The organism is Acidobacteriota bacterium (assembly GCA_004299485.1).
Lineage (GTDB): Bacteria > Acidobacteriota > Terriglobia > Terriglobales > SCQP01 > SCQP01.
This window is the reverse complement of sequence record SCQP01000004.1, coordinates 1-16,973: the sequence shown is the minus strand read 5'-3', so window position 1 is coordinate 16,973 and position 16,973 is coordinate 1. Positions and strand designations below refer to the sequence as shown.

Below are 16,973 nucleotides of genomic sequence, written 5' to 3'. Positions count from 1 at the left end.
TCGGCGCCGTCGTCCTCATCGTGCGGCAGCAGAGCAAACGCACGGACCCCCTGCTCGCGGCGGAACTCGAATCCCAGGCCACAATCGCCCCTTAGACCAGGCGCGTAGCGGAGCCGGGGCTCGGGGCCCCCGGCGCAGCGAGCTGGAGGACTGAGAGCGGGCCGCGCGGCAGAGCCGCGCTGGGCGCCCGCGATCAATGTTTGCCATATGAATTCATATTTCATACCATAGAAATATGAAAACCACCGTTGTGGTCGGCGAGCGCGGCCAGGTCACCATCCCCAAAAAGCTGCGCGACCGCCTCGGCATTGTCCCGGGTGACCATCTCGAATTCAGCGAGCGTCAGGGCCGTCTGGTCGCCCAGCGCAGCGATGGCGACTACGCCGCCCGCCTGCAGAGCGTCGTCGGCATCCTGCCGCCCTTTGACGTCGACGCCTACCTGCGCGAACTCCGCGGCCCCGCCTTCAATCCGGAGATGGATCCGCCCAGTCTTGGCCCCGCCGCCGAACGCAGGATCGCCGCCTTCGTCGCCCAGGCACGCAAGGCACGCCGCTTGCAGGAACAGCAAGGTCGCGCGCGTGGCCCACGCCGCGCCGCGAAATGACCACCGCGATCGATAGCTCTGTCCTGCTCGATATTTTTAGCGACCGCTCCACCTACGCTGAGCCCTCGGAACGCGCCGCGAACTTGGCTCGGGACCGAGGTAAGGTAGTCGCCTGCGCCGTGGCTTGGGCCGAGGCCGCTACCCGCTTCAGCGATATGGCGAAGTTTCGCGCCGCCATGGCGTCGCTCCGCATCGACTTCGATCCGTTCGATGCGGCCAGCGCTGAGCTAGCCAGCCAAATTTGGAATCAGTACCGTTCTGCCGGTGGCGCCCGCGAACACATGATTCCCGATTTCCTCATCGGTGCCCACGCCCTCGTCCGCGCCGACGCCCTCCTCACCCGCGACGCCGGCTTCTTCCGCGCCTACTTTCGCGGCCTGCGGGTGATCTACTGATGCGCCCCCCGCTCAGCAAAGCCTGGCTCCGCCTGCTGGCCGCAACCGCCGTGCGCCAGCGCAGCCGCCATCGCCTCTACCGCTTCCGCTTCCGTCCCGCGCCCGCCGGCGCCCTGCGCGTTCACATCACCCCGCGCTTCGGCTCCGACCGCGCTGGTGCCACCGTCACCCTCCGCCCCTCGACCAGCGACCGCCGCGTCTTCGAGCAGATCTTCCTCGACGATGAGTACGACCTCCGCTCCCTCGCCCGCTGGCCCGAGCTCGATGCCGCTGCCCGCGCGGAACCGTCGGCCCTCATCCTCGATCTCGGCGCCAACATCGGCCTCGCCGCGCTCGCCCTGCACTTCCAGCTCCCCACCGCCCGCATCCTCGCCGTCGAACCCGATCCCGCCAACTTCGCCCAGCTTCAGCGCAACACCGCCGCCCTCCCCGCCATCTCCCCGCTGCACGCTGCCGTCGCCGCCCACGACGGCTGGGCGCACATCGCCAACCCCGGCGCCGCGACCGCCGGCCTCCGCACCGAACCTGCCGCACCCGGCGCCGCCGGCGCGATCCCCGCCCGCAGCATCGCGTCGCTCTGCGCCGGCGCCGCCCCGCTCCTCGTCAAAATGGATATCGAAGGCGCCGAGCGCGATCTGTTTTCCGCCGATGGCGGCAGCTCGGAGGAGCCCGGAGCGCCAGCCGGCGGACCCTGCCGGGAATCGAAGCCCGCACTCCCAGCGACCAACGGGAGCGACCAGGGCAAAAAGTGGCGAGCCACCGCCGCCTGGCTCGCCTCCACCCGCCTGCTCATCGTCGAACCCCACGACTGGGCCTTCCCCGGTCAGGCCCTCTCGCAGCCTCTGCTCGCCGCGCTCGCCGCCCGCGCCGGCGACGTCGTCGTCCGCGGCGAGCACCTCTTCTGCTGGCGCTGATGGCGGCAGCCGGAGCGCCAGCGGGCGGACCCTGCCGGGAATCGAAGCCCGCACTCCCAGCGACCAACGGGAGCGACCAGGGCAAAAAGTGGCGAGCCACAAGCGCAGCCATGACCGCGATTTCATGGCTGCGCTTATATATCTTTTGACTACATTTATCTTTATTTATCCTTGACAAATTCAAGGCAGACATGAGTACTCTTGCAATAGCGCGACCGAGGAATTAAGACACACGCCGGTCTCGCACCGGAGGTGTCAATGAGTCGCCAACGTATCCGAATCGGGTTTGGCTTTGCCGTAGTTCTTGCTACTTGTCTGTTCTGGAACGCTCCTTTGCTGGCGCAAACCGCTTCGACGGGCGCAGTGCAGGGAACCATTTCCGATCCCAGCCACGCTGCCATCCCGGGCGCGAATATCACCCTGCTCAATCCCGCCAACGGAGCGCTCCTCCGGGCGCAATCCGACGCCCACGGCGGCTATACGTTCCCCTCCGTCACTCCCGGCACGTATCTGATGACAGTGTCGGCCACCGGTTTCAAGGCCTACAAGGTGAGCAGCCTGCCGGTCACAGTGAACAAGGCCGCCCTGATCAACGTGCAGATGCAGTTGGGCACGACCACACAGACGGTCGAGGTCACCGCCGGCTCACTCCAGTTGCAGACGGCCAGCGCCACCGTCGGCAACAGCCTCAACAGCCACGAAATCCTGCTGCTCCCCACCCTGCACCGTGACAGTGCCGAGCTGATCAACTACCAGCCCGCCACCGTGGCCCAGGGCCCGCAGACCCGCGTCGCCGGCGCCGTGGACGACCAGAACACCATCACCCTCGACGGCATCGACATCAGCAATCTCGACACCTCCAACGTCGCCGACACGACCGCCATTCCCGTCCCCGTGAACGGCGTCCAGGAATTCCGCGTCGGCGTCAGCAATAACAGCCCCAGCATGGACGCCGCCTCCGGCGGCCAGGTCACCCTCATCGGCAAGAGCGGCACCAACGCGTTTCACGGCTCCGTCTATGGCGACCTGGAAGACAGCTCCCTCAACGCCAACACCTGGCAGGACAATCACACCCCCAGCCGCGTCGGTTCCACCCTGCTGCCCTCCACCCCGCGCCCGCCCCTCACCGATAAGCGCTTCGGCGCCACCTTCGGTGGCCCCATCGCCAAAAACAAAACCTTCTTCTTCCTCAACTACGAGGGCCGCCGCTTCAATGAGTCCGTCGACACCCACAGCCGCGTGCCTACCGATTCAATGAAGCAGGGCATCCTGAAATTCGCCGATGGCAGCGGCAATATGATCGCCTATCCCCTGGCGACATCGCTGCAGTGCGGCCCCAGTGGCACCGCCGCCTGCGACCCCCGCGGCGTGGGCGTCAGTCCGGCCATGGCGGCCCTGTTCAAGCTCTACCCCGAGCCCAACGACTTTGCCGAAGGTGATGGCATCAACTACGCCGGCTACGATGCCATCGTCGCCACACCGCTGACCTACGACTACTACAACGGCCGCATCGACCAGGTCCTCAATCAGAACTGGAAGGCCGACATCAACTACGCCTACTCCCGCACCAAGACGGTCTCCAATGGCCTGGGCGGCTTGGGCGCCCAGCTCGACATCATTAACGGCGCCAATAAGGAACTCCGTGATACACCGCAGCGCCATGACATGATCGCCGCCAGTCTGACCGGCCAACTGACTCCCAATATGATCAACTCCGCTCACTTCGGTTTCGTGCGGCTGCGCACCCGTCGCCAGCCCATGGTGCCCTCAGAGTGGGCGCAGACGGAGGCGATCCCGGGCACCAACACGCCCTCCAACGGCTGGATCGCCATGTTCCAGTCCAACCTGCTGAGCGGGCCCATTGGCAACGCCCCCTTCCAGAAGGAGACCGATCGCAGCACCCAGTTCGTCGACACGGTGGACTGGATCCACGGCGCCCACACCTTCGAGTTCGGCGGCAATCTCAATCACCTGAATTCCATTGAAGTCCGCAACAACCAGTTAGGCGCTTCCTCTTCCATCCAGGCCACCGCCTACTCCCGCAGTTTTCTGCGGCTCACCACGGCCGACCGGCCCATGGCCTGCAGCGGCAGCACCACCGCCAACTGCCTGCCGAAATCGGACGTGAGCACCTGGAACAGCCTCTACTCCTCCATGCTCGGCATGGTCGACAACATCGGCGTCATGGATGTGCGCAACTCCAGCCTCAACGCCTATCCGCTCGGCACCAACCTGACCGACAACAACACCAACAACACCCTGTCCTTCTACGGTCAGGACACCTGGAAGCTGAGCCCCTCGCTCACCGCCAGCTATGGATTGGCTTGGGGCAAGCAGACGGTTCCCGAAGAGCTCCAGGGCCGGCAGATGGTGATGGTTGACTCCGCGAACGGCCAGCCGGTTTCCGCCGTGGGTTACATGGGTGCCAAGCTGGCTGCTGCGCAGGCGGGGCAGTTCTACAATCCCACCTTCGGATTCGTGCCCGAGCTCCAATCGCCGGCGAAATCGCTCTTCACCAACAATCCCGGCTATTGGTCCCCCCGGGTCGGCCTTGCCTGGAACCCCACGCTCCATGGTGGCATCCTGGGTGCCTTACTGGGCGATCAGAAATCCGTGCTGCGCGGTGGCCTTGGCGTCGTTTACGACCGTGCCAATTCTGTCAAAACCACCACCCTGCCGGCCCTCGGCCTCGGCTTTGCCGACACCCCCACGGTCATCGCACCGAAATGCACGGCAGCCGGGGCGGGCGGCGCCGGCTGCAACGCCGGCAGCACCGACCCGGCGTTCTCCAGCTTCCGCATCGGTGTGGACGGCTCCATGCCCATCCCGCCGGTGATCCCGCAAACCGTTTCGCCGGTAATACCAGCGCAGGACCTCGCCGCCCTGGCCACTTTTCAGCTCGATCCCAGTAACATCATGGGGTACGCTTACACCGCCGATCTCAACCTGGAACGCCAATTACCCGGGGGCATGATTCTCTCGCTCGGCTGGATTGGCCATTTCGGCCGCGACCTGCCCCAGGCCTTCGATCTCACCCAGGCGCCCTACATGTTCAAGGACAAGGCTTCCGGCCAGACCTTCGCTCAGGCCTACGACGCCATCGCCAATGCTCTCAATGCCGGCAAAGCGGCGCCGGACGAAGCTTGGTTCGATAACCTCGTCCCCACCCAGACGACCAAGAGCGGCCCCATGAATGGCAGCGCTTTCATGTCTTCCAATTTCGCCAGCTTCTTCGAGAACGGCCAGGCACGTAGCATCTTCGATGTGATTGATGGCCTGCGCTCGACCGCCAGTCTGCCCACCTTCGAGAACCAGCAGATTGACGTGGTGCAGATGTACACCCACGTCGGCCATAGCAATTACAACGCCTTCACCGCCACGCTGCGCAAGCAGGCGGCCAACGGCCTCAGCCTCGCTATCAACTACACCTGGTCTCACGATCTGGGCGACCAAATCTCCGATCAGAACAACGCCGGTTATTACAACAACAACTATTTCATCAATCAGAACTACGGCGCCGGCCTCGCTGATCTGCGCCACGCTCTCTCTTCCACCTTCGTCTACCAGTTGCCCTTCGGCCGGGGTGCGCTGGGCACCAGCAACTGGACCAACGCCCTGCTGCAGGGCTGGTACACTTCCGGCGTCGTCACCGCGCAACAGGGCTTTTCCAACAACAACGTCTGCATGGTCGGCCAGGTGTACGGTGCTAGCCCCATTTTGGGCGGCTGCATCGGAGCGATCCCGACGGTTTCGCCCAGCACCATGAGCCCCGGGGTGCACAACATCGGCGGCAGTGGCAGCGGACTCAATATGTTTGCCGACCCGGCCGCCGTCTACAAGGACTTCCGCAACGTCAACCTCAGCACCGACGGCCTGAACGGCGGGGCTAATCCCATCACTGGCCTGCCGCTCGTCAACCTGGATTTCTCTCTGGGCAAGAAGACGCAGCTCACCGAGCGTTACTCCATTTCCTACTCCGCCCAATTCTTCAATCTCCTCAATAACGTCAACTTCAACACGCCGGCGTTGGCCTTGGGCAGTCCTACCAACTTCGGGGCGATTACCAGCCAGTTCATCCCCACCAACCGCCTCTCCGGGGCACGCTGGATTGAGATGGAACTGCGTTTGGACTTCTAGTCACTTTTTTCTGATCGGGCGCCGGCAAGAGCCGGCGCCCTGTCGTTGCAACGGGGGTGCTATGCGGAAACTGGTTGCGTCGGCCTGTTTGGGTTTGTTATCCGTCTCGCTCGTCACCTTGCGCGTCCGCGCGCAAGCGCCTGTCAATCGCTACGAGAGCGCCATGCACATGCTGCGCTTCCGTAACATCGGCCCCGCGAATATGGACGGCCGCATCGACCGTTTCGCGGTGCCGCTGCAGGACCCCAACACCATCTATGTGGGCGCCGCCACCGGCGGCCTGTGGAAGACGACCAACCGCGGCACCACTTGGCGACCCGTCTTTGACAGCGAGCCCGCGCTGAGCATCGGCTTCGTGGCCGTCGCCCCTTCGAATCCGCAAATCGTCTGGGTGGGCACGGGCGAAGCCAACAATCGCCAGACCTCCTCCTGGGGCATGGGCGTGTATAAGTCCACCAACGGCGGCCAGAGCTGGACCCACGAAGGCCTGAAGGACAGCTTCCAGATCAGCAGCATTCTGATCGACCCTAACAATCCGGAAATCGTCTACGTCGGCGTGCTCGGCAATCTTTGGGGCCCGGGCGGCGAGCGCGGCCTCTATAAAACCACCGACGGTGGCGCCACGTGGAAACGCATCCTGTACACCGATGACAACACCGGCGTCGCCGACCTGGCCATGGATCCCCAAAGTCCGCTGACGATTTTCTGCTCCCTGTACGAACGCCGCCGCAGCGTGTTCGGGATGCTGGGCGCAGGCACCTCCAGCGCCCTCTATAAGTCCACCGATGGCGGCGCCACCTGGCAGAAGCTTATTCACGGCCTGCCGTATGAGCACGGCGGCGACACCGGCCGCATCGGCATCTCCATCTATCCGCGTGATCCCCGCATCGTCTACGCCCGCGTGCAGTCCGGCGCGGCGGAGTTTGTCGCAGGCAAGGGCACCGGCGTCTACCGCAGCACCGACGGGGGCCAGACTTGGCAGCAGCGCAGCGATATCGATCCCCGCCCCGCCTACTTCCAGCAGATCCTCGTGGACCCCAACAATTACCTTCGCGTGTGGCTGGGCGGCGGCGGCCTGGCGCACTCCGATGACGGCGGCAGAACCTGGCAGCCCGCACCCGACCAGCAGGGTTTGCAGTCCATCCACGCCGATGTGCACGCCATCTGGATCGACGCCAACAACTCCAATTACATGCTCGCCGGCGACGATGGCGGCGTCGATATCAGCGAAGATAGCGGGCACACCTGGCGCTTCGCCAGCGCCATCCCCGTCGGTCAGCCCTATCACGTCGCTACCGACAACGACCAGCCCTTCCACATCTGCGGCGGCTTTCAGGATAACGGCGCCTGGTGCGGCGTGGTGCGCACCCGCAACCCCAAAGGCATCCTCAACCACGACTGGCAGGATCTGATGGATGGCGACGGCTTCAACGTCATCCCCAATCCCCGCGATCCCAGCGTCGTCTTCACCCAGGCGCAGAGCGGCAAGCTCATCCGCGAAGATCTCAAGTCCAACGAGTACGCCCTGATCCGGCCCATGCCGAAGACCGTCGACGCCAAGCCCTTCCGCTGGCACTGGAACACGCCCGTCGTGGTGCTGCCCCGTGGCGACATTTATACGGCCGCCAACGTCGTGTTCAAATCCACCGATGCCGGTAACACCTGGGCGCAGATCAGCCCCGACCTGACCACCAATCCCGATCCCAAAACCCTGAAAATCATGGGCAAGGTGGTGCGGCCGGAAGGCTATCCCGCCCTGACCGCACTGGCGGTCTCACCGGTGGATGAGCAGGTGATCTGGGCGGGCGCTGAGGATGGCAGTCTGCACGTCAGCAAAGACGGCGGCAAAACCTGGACCAATCTCGCCGCTGCCTCCGGTCTGCCCCAGGGGCAGTACGTCAGCTCCATTGCCGCCTCCCACTTCAGCCCCGGCACCGCCTTTCTCACCTACGACGGCCACCGCCAAAACGATTTCCATATCTACGTGTTCCGCACTGACGATTACGGCCAGAGCTGGCAGCCCATCACCACTGGCTTGCCCAACGACCGCTCGACCGCGCAAGTGGTCTACCAGGACCCCTTCAACAAGAACCTGCTCTTCCTGGGCACCGAAATGGGCTTTTACATTTCCTTTGATCGCGGCGATCAGTGGCTCCCTTTCCAGCTCAACATGCCGCACGTCATGGTTGACGACGTGACCGTGCAGCCGCGCACCCACGATCTGGTGGTCGCCGCCTACGGCCGCGCCTTCTGGGTGCTCGATGACATCCGCTCGCTCGAAGCCCTCAGCCCGGCCGTGATGCAATCGGCCCTCCACGTCTTTCCCACCGATGCCGGCATCGAATGGCGCCTCTTCGACCATCGCAATGGCACCTTGGGCGACACCCAGTTCGTCGCCCCCAATCCGCCCGACGGCGGCATTGTCGATGTATACCTGTCGAATGTCCCCAACGACGACACCAAACTCCACGTCAAAGTCACCAACACCCAGGGCGTTACCGTGCGTGAATTTGATGTCGCCGGCCACAACGGCATCAACCGTGTGGTCTGGGATCTGCGCTGGCCCACGCTGGAGCCTCCCGCCCAACCGCAACTCGATGCCAACCAGTCCGGCTTCTACAACGGCGCCCTGCAGGGATCCTTCGTCGCTCCCGGCGCCTATACCGTCACGCTGAGCGCCGACGGCGCCACCGGCTCGCAACCCCTTCAGGTGCAAGACGACCCGGCGGTTCATATCAGTCCAGCCGATCAGGCTGCCCGTCAGCGGGCCATAGCGTCGGCCTACGACCTGTACGCCGCAACCGTCGCTGACGCCAAGCAGGTGCGGGCGCTGACCAAATCGCTCGCCGCCACGAAGAAGACTTACGCCGATCCTCCGGCCGCGGTGAAAACCATGCTGGACGGCCTGGTCAAAAACGCAGACAAGCTGCAGCGCGCCATTGCCGGAGGCAGCCCCGGTGAATTCGGCGGCGGTGGCGCCACCCCGCTGCACAACGCCGCCATGCGGCTGCTCTACAGCCTGCAAAATGTAAGCCAGGCGCCGACCGGGAGCCAGCGCAGCACCCTGGCACAACTCACGTCCAGTGTGCATGAAGCCTCCGCCAACCTCAAGACCATGGTGGATACCGATCTGGCGAAACTGAACGCCGCCATGCGCAAGGCCGGCATGGCCTATGTGACCGTAGCCAGCCAGAAAAAATAAAGAGAGGTTCTATGCGGTTCCTTTTCCGTCTGCAGCGGTCACTCCTGCTGGCCGCCTGCGCTGGCCTTGCCCTGACACCGCTCCTGCCGGCGCAACAGAGCGCCGGACAGGCCCTGGCTTCCTTGCGTTTCCGCGCCATTGGCCCGGCCATCCAGGGCGGCCGCGTCGATGACATCGCCGTCAGTGCGCAAAACCCGAACGTGATTTACATCGGCACCGCCAACGGCGGCTTGTGGAAGTCCTCCGACGGCGGCAATGCCTGGGCGCCGGTGTTCGATGGACAAACCAACCTGTCCATCGGCGCGGTTGCGGTCGCACCCTCGAACCCCGCCATCGTCTGGGCGGGCACGGGAGAAGCCAATAACCGCCAGAGCGCCACCTGGGGCAACGGTGTCTATCGCTCGCTCGACGGCGGCCGCTCCTGGCAGCATATGGGCCTCGACGACACCCAGTCCATCGGCCGCATCGCCATCGATCCCTCCAACCCGCAGGTCGTCTACGTCGCGGCCCTCGGCCACCTCTGGGGCGCCAACCCCCAGCGCGGCCTGTTCAAGACGTCCGACGGCGGCAAGACCTGGCAGAAGGTGCTCTTCCTCAGCGAAAACACCGGCGTCAGCGACGTGCGCATCAACCCGCAGAGTCCGAACATCGTCTACGCGGCCGCCTATGAGCGGCGCCGTACCCCCTGGGGCTTCGACGGCGGCGGACCCGAGGGCGGCGTCTATCGCTCGCTCGATGGCGGCGCCACCTGGGCGAAGCTCGCCAATGGCCTGCCCGACAAGGGTCCCATCGGGCGCATCGGCCTGGCGATCTATGCCCAGAATCCGAACATCGTCTACGCGCTGATCGAGAGCGAGCACAGCGGACTATTCCGCAGCGACGATGGCGGCAACTCATGGACGCGCATGAGCAGCGTCGATCCGCGCCCTTCCTACTTCAGCCAGATCCGCGTCGATCCCAGTAACGACCTGCGCCTCTGGATGGGCGGCGTCCAACTCCGGTATTCCACCGATGGCGGCAAGAACTGGACCACCGATCGCAACGTCCTCATCCATCCCGACTTCCACGCTATCTGGATCGATCCTCGCGATTCCCACCACGTGGTCGTCGGCTGCGACGGCGGCGTGTTCATCACCCGCGATCGCGGCCGCCACTGGTATCACGCCTCCACCATGCCCCTCGGCCAGGCCTATGAGGTCTCCTACGACGACCAGCGGCCGTACCACGTCTGTGCCGGATTGCAGGACAACGCCGTCTGGTGTGCCCCCAACCGGGTCTTGAATAACCAGGGCATTCTCAACAGCGACTGGAAAAGCGCCGAGGGCGGCGACGGCTTTTACGTCGCCCATGATCCGCGCAACCCCGACGTCGTTTACGCCGAAATGGAAGGTGGCAACCTCACCCGCCGCAATCTCCGCACCGGCCAGTTCCTCGTCATCCAGCCGCAGCCACCCTTTGGCCAGCCGCGCTACCGCTTCAACTGGGACGCGCCGCTCATCGTATCCAACCAGGCTCCCGGCACACTTTTCTTCGGCGCCAGCCGCGTGTTCAAGTCCACCGACGCAGGCAACACCTGGACCCCGCTCGGCTCCGAGCTCACGACCAAATTTGACCGCGACAAGGCGCCCATCCTGGGCCAAATTCCATCCCGCAAGACCACCCTGTCGCTGAACGACGGCGTCTCCGCCTTTCCCACCCTTACCGAGCTGGCGCAGTCGCCTCTCAACGCCCAGATCCTCTGGGCCGGTACCGATGACGGCAACCTGCAGGTCAGCCGCGACGGTGGCCAAACCTGGGCGAACGTGATTGCCAATCTGCCTGGCGTACCTAAGGGCACCTGGGTCAGCCGCATCGAAGCCTCGCGCACCGCGCCTGGCACTGCCTATGTCGCCTTCGACGGGCATCGCTCCGACGATCTGCATCCGTACCTCTACAAAACCACCGATTACGGCCAATCCTGGACCTCGCTGAGCGGTGGGATCCCAGCCGCGGCTGGCAGCATTCACGTAATCCGCGAAGATCCCTCGCACCCCAATGTGCTCTTTGCTGGCGCCCAGTTCGGCGGCTTCGTTTCTCTCGACGGCGGCGCCACCTGGAGCCAACTGCGCATGGGATTGCCCAGCTTGCAGGTGGATGACATTCAGGTGCAGCCCCGCCAGCACGACCTCATCCTGGCCACCCACGGCCGTTCCATATATATCCTCGACGATATCCTTGCCCTCGAGAATATGACCCCGCAGACGCTCGCCGAGCCCATGCACCTGTTCCCCATCCGCGCCGCGACCGAATGGATCGTCAACGGCGACGGCTGGTTTTCGGCAGAGCACTTCGCCGGCCCCAACCCGCCCGACGGGGCGATTCTGGATCTGTATCTCGCGGCGGCGCCCGCGGCCGGCCAAAGCGCCAAAATCGAAATCACCGACGCCGGCGGCAAGCCCGTGCGCACCCTCACCGCAGCCGGCCTTCATGCCGGCATCAACCGTATCATCTGGGACTTCCGCCGCGGCACCGCGGTGCCGCAATCCCCGCAAAGCCAGCCCGGCTTTGCCACCTACCCCGCTCCCAATACGGATGGCGGGGGCCGCGGCTATGACGGCTCGGCGCACGGCATCATGGTGCCGCCCGGCCTTTACTCGGTTCACGTGCAGCTCGCGGACAGGACGGCCAGCCAGACGGTCGAGATGCTGGCCGATCCGCGCATCACCCTCAACCCGGCTGCCGAAGCGGCGCGCCAGGCCCTCTGGCTCCGGCTCGACGCCCTGTACGCCGCCGGCATCCAAGCCCGCGACCTGGCCAACGGCATCCAGACGTCGCTCAAAGCGGTTACCGCAAACTGGAAGCCGGCCGGCGGCGATCCTGCGATCTCTCCGGCGATCCAGGACCAGGCCAAAACGATTGCCACCAAGCTCGACGCTATTCAGTCCGCGTTTATCTCCCAGCGCGGCTTCTTCGGCAACGGCAACCTCCTGCTGCCGGCGATCGCCGAACTGATGGGCAAACTCGAGTACGAAAGCGCCGCACCGCCTGCGCAACAGCCGCAGCGCGCGGCCGCCCTCGCGGCCAAGCTGGGGTCTCTCCAGGCCAGCCTGCACACCCTCACCTCCGGAGCTCTCCCCCAGCTCAACACCGCGCTGAACAAGGCCGGCATCCCTCGCGTGCTTGCCGTGCCCAAAGCCCCCTCACCGCGCCCCAACCCGTTCTAAGGTTGACCTCGCTCTCACCGCTCGGGCCGACAGGACGCGGGGGCGGGGAAGGGGGCTCCCGGAGCCCCTGCGTCTGGCGGCAGCTTGGAGGAGCCCTGAGCGCCAGCGGGCGGACTCTGCCGGGAATCGAAGCCCGCACTCCAAGCGACCAACGGGAGCGACCAGGGCAAAAAGTGGCGAGCCACAGTCAAAGCCGCCCGAAGTCGCGCAGATGCTCCGGATTGGAGCCGAGATCCGGCACACCGGAATCGAACGCTCCCAGGCCCACGATTTTGCGCTTCGTGGCTGTACCCTGCTCTGCGGCCAGGTTTTTGACCGCCCAGCGCACAACCTCCGATGGGGTCAAGCCCAGCCGCTTGACCAATATGGCGAGCGCGGTCGCGGCATCGGCATCCAGACGCGCTTGGATCGTCCGCGGCATACGCCGATTGTAGTACGCGCAGCACCGCAAGCAAAGTGCTAGACTCCGCCTATGCCAACGCTATACGTGGAAAACGTCCCGGCCGACCTCTACGCGGCCCTGCGCGCGCGTGCCCGTGAGCAGCGCAGTTCGATTGCGGCCGAAACCATCCGTATCTTGCGCGAGCACGTGCCCACCGCGGCCGGCCTGCAACGCCGCCGCCGCGCGGTCGCGGCGCTGCTGCGCCTCCAGCGTCAGACCCGTCCCGGTCCTCCCTCCGCGCTCGAGCTGCTGCGCGAGAGTCGTGCGGAGCGGGAAGAGCAACTTCTCACAGCCACCCGGCCCCGCCGGCGCCGTCAGCACGATTGAATCGCCCATGGTGCTCGATGCCAGCGTCGGCGCGAAATGGTGCCTTCCGGACGAGCCGCACGAAGGCGCGGCCGCGCTACTGGACAAACATCAACGCAGCCAGGTCAACCTGCTTGTGCCCGATCTATTTTGGCCTGAGCTCACCGCGGTTCTGGCACGCGCTGTCCGGCGCGGGCGGATCACGCCGCTGGCGGCAGAACGATCTTTGGAGGCTGTGCGCGCCCTGGACATGCCCACTCATCCGACCGGCGCTCTCAGCGCGCAGGCCCTGAGCCTGTCCGTGCAGTGGCAATTGCCCGCCTATGACCTCTTTTATGTTCTCCTCGCGCAATCGCTCGGCGACGAAATGATCACCGCCGACGAACGCCTGGTACGCACCCTCGGCTCGCGCTTCCCCGTCCGCTGGCTCGACGCCCTTACCTGACCTGCGCCCCCGCGCCCGCATACAGCGGCGACGGCACCGTCGGATACACCCGGTACACGTGCGCAAACACCTCAACGAGCAACTACGTCGCCAGGGCCTCGGCGAACCGCTCTCGCTCTGACCATTTCGCTGGAATCACCCGGTACGCCTCCAGCGCCTCGATCAGTTCGCCCGCCACGGTCTGCTCCTGATCATTGAGAAACGCGTAGGCCTCTGGTTCCTGCCGTTCGCCCCCGCGCGCCTTTCGCGTATCCTCAAGCAAGAAATTGTAGGCGAAGATATTATCCTTTTTCGGCGCTCCAATCGCCTGCACCAGCCGCTCCGGCCGCTGCCGCGAGGGCGGGATGAGAAAGTCGATGGCGTGGTCAAACCCGGTCTTGCCCGCCAGCTTCACCCGCTCGCTGTAGCGCACCTGATGGTGGTCGAGAAACTCCCGTACATCCTCGAAAAAGAACGTTGCCACGCGCGGCTGCGCGATCATGAACATGTCGTTGATTGCCAACATCGCCTGCACCAGGGTGTGCATTCGGCGGCCCAGATTGCCTGGCGACGCCTCGACCTTAATCGATGTGCCATCGCTTTGCACCCCCAGCCCGCCCAGAATGCCCTGCAACAGCGCCTTGCGGTGCGACGTTTCAATCTCCAGGCCGCCGGTTTTCAAGTCCGCAAGCGTATACCCGTCGTCGCTCAACTCAATCGTCCCGTTCCTTCGCACCGCATACACCTGCAGGTGGTCATTGTGCCGGTCAAGGAAGGGCGTGGTCAGCTCGCACGCCTCCCCAATCTCTTCCACGCTCAAGCCGCGCCGCAGCCAGTCGACATAGGCGTCGATCAGCTTCTGGCAGTCCTCCCGGATCACTGGATCCACTCCTGATATGCGGGCGCGTCCTGGATGTGGCAAAACGCGCAAAAATGCTTAAAAAGCTGTGCTCGGCCACCCGTGTCAGGGAAAACCCGCGCCCCGCCCGGCGCTTTTGCCTCCGCCAGCGGGATCGCCCATCTGTCCTCAAGCCCTCCCGATATACGTGCAAGTGCGAGCGCCCGACCGCGGTCCCGTCCGGATTGGTGTGCGGCCGCCCGTCGATATCGAGACGCACCAGAACGACACACGTCCGGACGCGCTCGTTCAGCGTCGGCCGCGACATTCGGAACGTGCCCCGCTGCACGTCCAGCGCGAACCTCTCCCGCCCCGTCAATGCCGTCAATTCGTAGCTGTCGTCCGCTCCGGGCGGCACCGATATCGCTGGCGGCGCCGCAATAAAGCGCTTGGCTAGCGCCATCAGGCCCTCCGCTTCGAATTGAGTCAGCATCGCCTCCCGCTACTCCGCGGCCGGCGCCCGGCACGCAGTGATGGCTCGCGCCTTTGCCAGCGCCCGGCAAGTTCATTGAATGTTACGCAAGCGCCACAAAATCTCCAAACGATTCTCCCTTGTCCAGCGCCTGGCCTCCCGCATCGAAACCGGCATATGCCCGAGCCCGATTTCGCCCCCACGCCCGCCCAGCGCCGCTTCCGCGCGTTCGCGCAGCAGCATTGGTGCGAGTACTCCATCACCCAACTCTGCGCCCGCGCCGGCATCTCCGAATCGACCTACTTCCGTTGGCACAAGCGCGCCGCCTTCCGCCTCTGGCTGGTCGCCCCGGACCCATCCGCCGCACCGCGCACCCCTGCGCCGCCCCAGTCAAGCCAGCCCGAATTCCTCCCCGGCGACGTCGTCCACACGCCGCTGGGCGATCTGCCCGTCCCCGTGTTCCGCGTCCCCGACCAGTACCGCAAACCGCTTCTCCACGCCCTTGCCAGCCAGGGAAACGCCCCCTCCCCTGACTTCGACGAACTCTCGACAACATTGTCCCTGGCGCGCCAGGCCCTGGCGCGCCTCTCGCACCGCATCTAAAGATGTATATGCCCGTGAATATGTTCACGCCCACCTGGCCGCAGCGGCGTTTCCGCGCCTTTGCGCGCCGCCACTGGGGCCAGTTTTCGTCCGTCGAGCTCTGCGCCCGCGCCCGCATCGGCCGTACTACGTTTTACCGTTGGCGCCAGCTCCCCGGCTTCTCGCAATGGCTCGCCGAGGCTGTTCCGTTTGCTGTTCCGCCTGTGCCACGCCCCGCGCAGCAGGGGCGCGGCGATTCCGCCGCAAATGAGACAGTTAGCGAAAAAAAAAGGAACAGCCCCAGCGACGATGCCGACCCGCGCACTTTCCTGGAATTCCTGGCCCGCCTCGCCGCTTCACCTGCCCCGGAAGCCCTCGACGCGCAGCGCCGGGCTGGGGCTCCGGGCCCCCAGCCCGGCGCGAGCATAAGCGGGGTGAATGACACAGTGCGTCGTTTACCGGCACAGCCGCGCTGGGGCCCGCGCCAAGAAAATTCTCGCTGAGCCGCTGACCCGCTGAACCGCTGCGAATCCGAATTCCCTTGACTCCCGCCCCCCATCTTCGTATTCTTTGTAGACCGCTTCGGCTTCGTGATTTGCCCCTGTGGCCAGCCGGACCGAATTGCGGTATACTAGTTCTTGCTGTCGTGGATTTTGTGTGGGATCGGTATCCCCGCCTGCGGCTCCGGAGTGGAGCCACTAGCCAAAATTCAAACAGAGCCGCTCAGCAGGCTCCCCTAACGGGAATGCTGGGCTGGGGAAGGTTTGTCGCCTGTAGCAGGGCGGCCTGGTTGAGCTGGAACCACGCTGGTTCTTGTTCCCGGCGCCAAAGTTTGCTATAGTCGAAAGGTTTTCGAGGACGGAGGTCGGAACTTCGGTTTCGGCTTCTGGAAACGGCCCCCAGGGGCCACCACTCACGGCGCAAGCCGTGGATGGGGTCGATACTTGACAACTGGATTGAACACGTCAGATACAAAACTTGTCGATTTTATGGGTTTTGGAGGCCAGAGCAACACTCGTCAAGATTCTTCGCCTCGCCGGCTTGCCGGAGGAGCGGAGATCCATTTTTACTTGAGAGTTTGATCCTGGCTCAGAATCAACGCTGGCGGCGTGCCTAACACATGCAAGTCGCGCGCGAAAGCCCCCGCAAGGGGGCAAGTAGAGCGGCGCACGGGTGAGTAACACGTGGGCAACCTACCCTCGAGTGGGGAACAACCTCGCGAAAGCGAGGCTGATACCGCATACGACCTCCGGTCCGCATGGACCGGAGAGGAAAGCAGCAATGCGCTGGAGGAGGGACCCGCGGCCGATTAGCTAGTTGGTGGGGTAACGGCCCACCAAGGCTATGATCGGTATCCGGCCTGAGAGGGCGCACGGACACACTGGAACTGAAACACGGTCCAGACTCCTACGGGAGGCAGCAGTGGGGAATTTTGCGCAATGGGGGAAACCCTG

General features: G+C 64.7%; 11 protein-coding genes and 1 rRNA gene. 10 read left to right on the top strand and 2 right to left on the bottom strand.

Annotated features, from left to right (window positions below; genetic code table 11):
• Positions 1-235 precede the first annotated feature (235 nt).
• The 6 genes from EPN33_04590 (at position 236) to EPN33_04565 (ending at position 12,455) form a co-directional block, all read left to right on the top strand.
• Positions 236-604 (top strand): AbrB/MazE/SpoVT family DNA-binding domain-containing protein, encoded by a 369-nt coding sequence (locus EPN33_04590; protein ID TAN23583.1) that lies wholly within the window; start codon positions 236-238, stop codon positions 602-604.
• A complete protein-coding gene (locus EPN33_04585) occupies positions 601-999 on the top strand; it encodes a PIN domain-containing protein (GenBank protein TAN23582.1) in 399 nt (132 codons plus the stop codon). Before EPN33_04590 ends, EPN33_04585 begins: the two co-directional genes overlap by 4 nt.
• Positions 999-1,913, top strand: a complete 915-nt coding sequence (locus EPN33_04580; GenBank protein TAN23581.1) for an FkbM family methyltransferase — start codon at positions 999-1,001, stop codon at positions 1,911-1,913. Before EPN33_04585 ends, EPN33_04580 begins: the two co-directional genes overlap by 1 nt.
• 258 nt (positions 1,914-2,171) lie before the next feature.
• A complete protein-coding gene (locus tag EPN33_04575) occupies positions 2,172-6,050 on the top strand; it encodes a carboxypeptidase regulatory-like domain-containing protein (protein TAN23580.1) in 3,879 nt (1,292 codons plus the stop codon).
• A gap of 61 nt (positions 6,051-6,111) precedes the next feature.
• Entirely contained in the window at positions 6,112-9,252 is a 3,141-nt protein-coding gene (locus tag EPN33_04570) for a hypothetical protein (protein ID TAN23579.1), read from the top strand.
• A gap of 11 nt (positions 9,253-9,263) precedes the next feature.
• Complete coding sequence (locus EPN33_04565; protein TAN23578.1) at positions 9,264-12,455, top strand: glycosyl hydrolase; 3,192 nt, start codon at positions 9,264-9,266, stop codon at positions 12,453-12,455.
• Between the two features lie 187 nt (positions 12,456-12,642).
• On the opposite strand, the gene EPN33_04560 is transcribed toward EPN33_04565, so the two are convergent.
• Complete coding sequence (locus EPN33_04560) at positions 12,643-12,876, bottom strand: hypothetical protein (GenBank protein TAN23577.1); 234 nt, start codon at positions 12,874-12,876, stop codon at positions 12,643-12,645.
• A gap of 51 nt (positions 12,877-12,927) precedes the next feature.
• On the opposite strand from EPN33_04560, the gene EPN33_04555 reads away from it, so the two are divergent.
• Positions 12,928-13,224, top strand: coding sequence for a hypothetical protein (locus EPN33_04555; protein TAN23576.1), 297 nt, complete (start codon positions 12,928-12,930; stop codon positions 13,222-13,224).
• 7 nt (positions 13,225-13,231) lie between these two features.
• Positions 13,232-13,648: a PIN domain-containing protein gene (locus EPN33_04550; GenBank protein ID TAN23575.1), complete on the top strand. Its 417-nt coding sequence runs from the start codon at positions 13,232-13,234 to the stop codon at positions 13,646-13,648.
• A gap of 82 nt (positions 13,649-13,730) precedes the next feature.
• Here the strand turns inward: EPN33_04550 and EPN33_04545 are convergent, their stop codons facing one another.
• Positions 13,731-14,558 carry a DUF1828 domain-containing protein gene (locus EPN33_04545; protein ID TAN23574.1) on the bottom strand — a complete coding sequence of 276 codons (828 nt, stop codon included), beginning with the start codon at positions 14,556-14,558 and terminating at the stop codon, positions 13,731-13,733.
• Positions 14,559-15,114: 556 nt separating this feature from the next.
• Between EPN33_04545 and EPN33_04540 the strand changes: the two genes are divergently transcribed.
• Positions 15,115-15,540: a hypothetical protein gene (locus tag EPN33_04540; GenBank protein TAN23573.1), complete on the top strand. Its 426-nt coding sequence runs from the start codon at positions 15,115-15,117 to the stop codon at positions 15,538-15,540.
• A gap of 1,043 nt (positions 15,541-16,583) precedes the next feature.
• A 16S ribosomal RNA gene (locus tag EPN33_04535) occupies positions 16,584-16,973 on the top strand; the annotation flags it as partial.

Coding starts and splice junctions, on each gene's coding strand:
- EPN33_04590 (TAN23583.1), top strand. CDS start 236: ATGAAAACCACCGTTGTGGTCGGCGAGCGCGGCCAGGTCACCATCCCC.
- EPN33_04585 (TAN23582.1), top strand. CDS start 601: ATGACCACCGCGATCGATAGCTCTGTCCTGCTCGATATTTTTAGCGAC.
- EPN33_04580 (TAN23581.1), top strand. CDS start 999: ATGCGCCCCCCGCTCAGCAAAGCCTGGCTCCGCCTGCTGGCCGCAACC.
- EPN33_04575 (TAN23580.1), top strand. CDS start 2,172: ATGAGTCGCCAACGTATCCGAATCGGGTTTGGCTTTGCCGTAGTTCTT.
- EPN33_04570 (TAN23579.1), top strand. CDS start 6,112: ATGCGGAAACTGGTTGCGTCGGCCTGTTTGGGTTTGTTATCCGTCTCG.
- EPN33_04565 (TAN23578.1), top strand. CDS start 9,264: ATGCGGTTCCTTTTCCGTCTGCAGCGGTCACTCCTGCTGGCCGCCTGC.
- EPN33_04560 (TAN23577.1), bottom strand. CDS start 12,876: ATGCCGCGGACGATCCAAGCGCGTCTGGATGCCGATGCCGCGACCGCG.
- EPN33_04555 (TAN23576.1), top strand. CDS start 12,928: ATGCCAACGCTATACGTGGAAAACGTCCCGGCCGACCTCTACGCGGCC.
- EPN33_04550 (TAN23575.1), top strand. CDS start 13,232: ATGGTGCTCGATGCCAGCGTCGGCGCGAAATGGTGCCTTCCGGACGAG.
- EPN33_04540 (TAN23573.1), top strand. CDS start 15,115: ATGCCCGAGCCCGATTTCGCCCCCACGCCCGCCCAGCGCCGCTTCCGC.